Origin of the sequence: Pseudorhodoplanes sp. (genome assembly GCF_035565855.1) — a bacterium.
Classification (GTDB): Bacteria; Pseudomonadota; Alphaproteobacteria; order Rhizobiales; family Xanthobacteraceae; genus Pseudorhodoplanes.
On record NZ_DATMRX010000339.1, the window covers coordinates 1 to 4418 of the forward strand.

Annotated in this window: 3 protein-coding genes; 2 read left to right on the forward strand and 1 reads right to left on the reverse strand. The window is 63.7% G+C overall.

Features of this window, described 5'->3' with window-relative positions; translation table 11 throughout:
- Positions 1-68: 68 nt before the first annotated feature.
- The gene (locus VN004_RS19410) at positions 69-2264 is read left to right on the forward strand and encodes an exopolysaccharide transport family protein (protein ID WP_325613625.1); all 2196 of its coding nucleotides are present in this window, start codon (positions 69-71) and stop codon (positions 2262-2264) included.
- Positions 2265-2278: 14 nt separating this feature from the next.
- On the opposite strand, the gene VN004_RS19415 is transcribed toward VN004_RS19410, so the two are convergent.
- The gene (locus VN004_RS19415) at positions 2279-3484 is read right to left on the reverse strand and encodes a GNAT family N-acetyltransferase (RefSeq protein ID WP_325613629.1); all 1206 of its coding nucleotides are present in this window, start codon (positions 3482-3484) and stop codon (positions 2279-2281) included.
- A 94-nt stretch (positions 3485-3578) separates the two neighbouring features.
- Here VN004_RS19415 and VN004_RS19420 point away from each other — a divergent pair.
- Positions 3579-4418: polysaccharide deacetylase family protein (locus VN004_RS19420; RefSeq protein WP_325613632.1), on the forward strand; the 840-nt coding region annotated here is incomplete at its 3' end.

The window sequence follows — 4418 nt, forward strand, 5'->3', positions numbered from 1 at the left end:
GGGCCCGATTAACGTGACGGAAACCATAATCTGGGGAAATGGCACCGTTGGTTGTGACGGAGTCGGTGATGCACTCGGTGGAGCAAGGTGGCGTCGGCGTATCGCCTGCCGAGGCCGATAACGAGCTGGATCTGCAAGCGCTCGGCCGCGCATTGTGGCGCAAGAAATGGCTGATCCTTCTTCCGACGCTTCTCGTCGCCATAGCGACGCTCGTGATCGTCAATCAGATTACGCCCCGCTACAAATCCGAAGCCAAGATCGCCGTCGAGGGACGTGAAAACGTCTTCCTGCGTCCGGAAGCGGAGAAGTCGATCGACCGCGCAGTCGCCGACCAGGAAGCCATCGCAACGCAGGTTCAGATCCTGCAGTCGCGGGACATCGCCCGTCAGGTGATCCGCGAGCTCAAGCTCGGCGAGCGTCCGGAGTTTGATCCGGTCCTCAAGGGCATATCGCCGATCAGTACCGTCCTTGCGCTGATTGGCTTTGGCCGCGACCGGTTGAGCATGACCCCGGAAGAGCGGGTCATGGAAATCTATTACGACCGGCTCACGGTTTCGGCGGTGGAGCGGTCACGGGTCATCACCATCGAGTTCATGAGCGAGGACCCCGAGCTCGCCGCAAAGGTCGTCAATGCCATCGTTGACGCCTACATGAAGATGCAGCAGCAGGCGAAGGTCGATCAGACTCGCAGCGCCAGCGCATATCTCGCCAACGAAATCACGCAGCTGCGCAAGACCGTTCAGGAAGCCGACGCCAAGGTCGACGAATTCCGGGCCAAGGCGAATCTCTTCATCGGCAACAACGAGACCAACCTGAATACCCAGCAGCTCGGTGAACTGACCACGCAGCTTGCGACGGCGCGTGCGCAAAAGGCCGATCTCGACGCGCGGTCCAAGGCGATCCGCGATATGCTCAAGAACGGGAAGTCCGTCGAGTCGTCGGACATCGCCAATTCGGATTTGCTCAAGCGCCTGATCGAGCAGCGCGTCCTCTTGCGCGCTCAACTGGCCGAACAGTCCTCGACGCTGCTCGGGCGGCATCCGCGCATTCAGGAGCTGAATGCGCAGATCAATGCGCTGGACACACAGATCCGCGGCGAGCTGGAGCGGCTGGTTCTCGCCATCGAGAACGACGCGCGCATCGCGGGCTCCCGCGTCGAGCAGACGACCGAGGCAATCAACCGGATCAAGAGCCAGATCAGCAGCTCCGTTCCGCAGGACGTGCAGCTTCGTGCGCTTGAACGCGAGGCGAAGGCGCAGCGCGACCTGCTGGAATCCTATCTCGCGCGCTATCGTGAAGCGACGGCGCGGGAAAATATCGACGCCGAGCCCGCAGAAGCCCGCGTGATTTCCCGCGCGACGGTATCGAACGTGCCGGCGTTCCCGAAAACGGTCCCGATCGTGATCGTGGCGACGCTTGCGACCCTGTTCCTCATGATGGCGTTCGTGCTGTCGTCGGAAATCCTGCGGCAGGGCGTGCCGACCCGTGCGCGGCAGCGGCCGGTGGCCCCGGGCGGATCGGACGCACCGTTGTCGCCCGCCATGCCGGCGCCTGCACCGTCCAAGACGCGCCGCTCACTCTTCGGGTTGTTCCGCCGGAAGCGGGGCGCGGCCGATGAGTCAAAAGATGCGCGGCCGCAGATCGAGGTCCCGGTGCGTGCGGCGCCCAAGGCCGATCGCGTCGAGACGCTCGCGAACGCGCTCACCGCGATGGGCGAACCCGGCCGCCGCATTGTCCTGTTCGGCGCTGGCCGTAACGTCGGCACGACCTATACCGCACTCTCTCTGGCGCGGGCGTTGTCGGCGAAAGGGACGAGGGTTGTTCTGGCCGATCTTGCGCTGCAGGCGCCCAATCTGTCGGTGACCTCGGTCGAACCACAGGCACCTGGATTTGCCGAACTGGCGCGCGGTACGGCATCGTTCGGCGATGTCATCACGCGCGACAAATTCTCGCGTGTTCATCTGGTATCGACGGGCATGGTGGACGGCGATGCGGCGGCTATTTTCGCTTCGCCGCGTCTGACCATTACGCTGGAAGCGCTGGCGCGCGCCTATGACCATCTGGTGATCGATGGCGGTGCCGTCGACGAGGCGCCAATTCGGTTCTTTGCCGGCTTCGCGCCGCGCGCGGTGCTGGTTGCAAAGGATCTGGCTGCCGCAGCCACGCTCGATGCGCGCGCCAAGCTGACCGCGGCCGGCTTCGCCGAGGTCGTGTCCATTCAGAGTGGAGACGAGAGGCGGGACAGCGATCCGGTTGCTGCCTGAGCCAAATTCCGGGCTCAGGTGCGGGCGAACAGTTTTGCGCGCCCTTTGGAGACGATGTCCCACAGGAACGGGTTGTTCTTGATCGCGCTCTTGGCGGTGCGCAGAGCCTTCGTCGACAATGCGTAGATCTGTCCGCGCGCCGTCAGCCCGATAAAGCTGTCGAATGGCTGTTCGGCGACGTCGCAAAGTTGCGACTTGTAGTCGGCAGCGCCGATGCCGAGGCCGAGCGACTGAAATCCGCGCGCTGCGCAATCCTGGACAAGCTTCACCAGCAAAACGAGACCCGGGCTCAGGCGCGCATTCTGGCTCAAGGTGTAGGAATTGAATATCGCCAGGAATTCGCGGCGGTCATGGATGCCGGCGAACAGGGCGAGGAGTTCGGCGTCGCATTCCAGAGCGTGGATTTCCATCAGCGGCCGGCCCTGTTCGAGGCCATGCCGACAGGCGGCGCGGATGAACGCGTCCATCCCTTCTTCTTCGAATGCGTTGCCGATACCTCGGGCCGACAACCGGGCGGCCTTCTGTTTCAGAAATTGCGACAGGCAGTGGTCGACCTGTTCGGGCGTCGTCAGGCGGGAGTATCGGTAACCCGGCAATTGGGCGAGGTTGCGCTCCTTGCGCCGCAGCTTGCGGCGGGTATCGGCGTTGTAGCTGCGCGCGATGACGTCGTCGCCGGTGCCGTCGATCGTCAGGGAATAGTTTTTGTCGGGCGTGGCTTGGTGCGGCAGGAGGAGGAGGGGATTGGCCTGGCCGCGCAACTGCCTCGGCTGATTGTGCAGGGAAAGCACGTCGATCCCGCTCTCGGCCAGGAGGCGCAAGATCCTCTGCAGATCCGTGAGCGTGATGCGCGCTGCGACATCCATGCGCCACAGCATGGTCGCGACATTGGCGTGCGAGCCGCAGAAGAATTGCGCCACCTGACAGCCTCCGGCCGGCCTTCGAACCAGCGGCCACAGAAAAAGCGGCTGGCCGGCCGCGTCGCGGCCGATGGCGACGCAGGGCTCGAAGCCCGCAGGCGCGCCGACATGGCGGAACCACAGCGCGCAGAAGTCGAAATCCTGGTAGGCGGTCGCGAAACAATCCTGCTGCAGGAGGTCTCGCCAGGGGGCCTCCGCAGCCTCCAGGCTCCGGACAATCTCAAGGGACCATTCCAGATCGGCCTCGTCGGGCATGCCGGTCACCGGTTGCGCGAGCTCGGTGCGCGCCAGCGCGAAATTCATCCCGGGCCTCCTTGAAAAACCCACCGTGGCAAAGGATTCTCAACAAAGGGTTGGCAGGATCGCGCCTCTTTCATTGAAAAGCGGCTATTTGTCAGTGAGCGGACTGAAAAAGACGATCATTCGGGCCGGGCTGGAGACGCTGTATTTCAGCGGCGCCCATGTCGCGCTGCGGCCATTTTTTCAGGGCGTCGGCGCGATCCTGACGCTGCATCACGTGCGGCCGTCCCGGCCGGGGAGTTTCCAGCCGAACCGCCTTCTGGAAGTGTCGCCGGGGTTCTTCGCGGCGGTCGTGCGGCGGCTGCGCCGGTCCGGCCTCGACATCGTCTCGCTCGACGAAATGTACCGGCGGCTTGTGCAGCGCGATTTCAAGCGGCGCTTCGTCTGTCTGACCTTCGACGACGGCTACCGCGACAATCTGCAATGGGCCTATCCGATCCTCAAGAAGCACGACATCCCGTTCGCGCTGTATGTGCCGACCAGCTTCCCGGACCGTATCGGCGAACTCTGGTGGGTGGCGCTGGAGCGCGTCGTCGCCAGCAATGACCGCATCGGACTTTACATCAACGGTCAGGAGCGCAGGTTCGACTGCGCAAGGCCCGACGAGAAGCGGAACATCTACGAGCAACTCTATTGGTGGCTGCGGAGCCTCGAGACCGAGGAGGAACTGCGCACCGTGATCCGCGACCTCGCGGCCCGTTACGGCGTCGACATGGCCGCCCTGTGCGATGAATTATGCATGAGCTGGGAGGACATCGCCGAGCTGGCGCGCGACCCGCTCTGCACCATCGGCGCCCATACCGTGAATCACTTCATGCTCAGGAAGACGTCGGACCGCGTCGCGAGGTCCGAAATGGAGATGAGCCGGACCGTGATCGAAGCGGCGATCGGAATCCGGCCACAGCATTTCGCCTATCCGGTCGGCGATCCTGGCTCC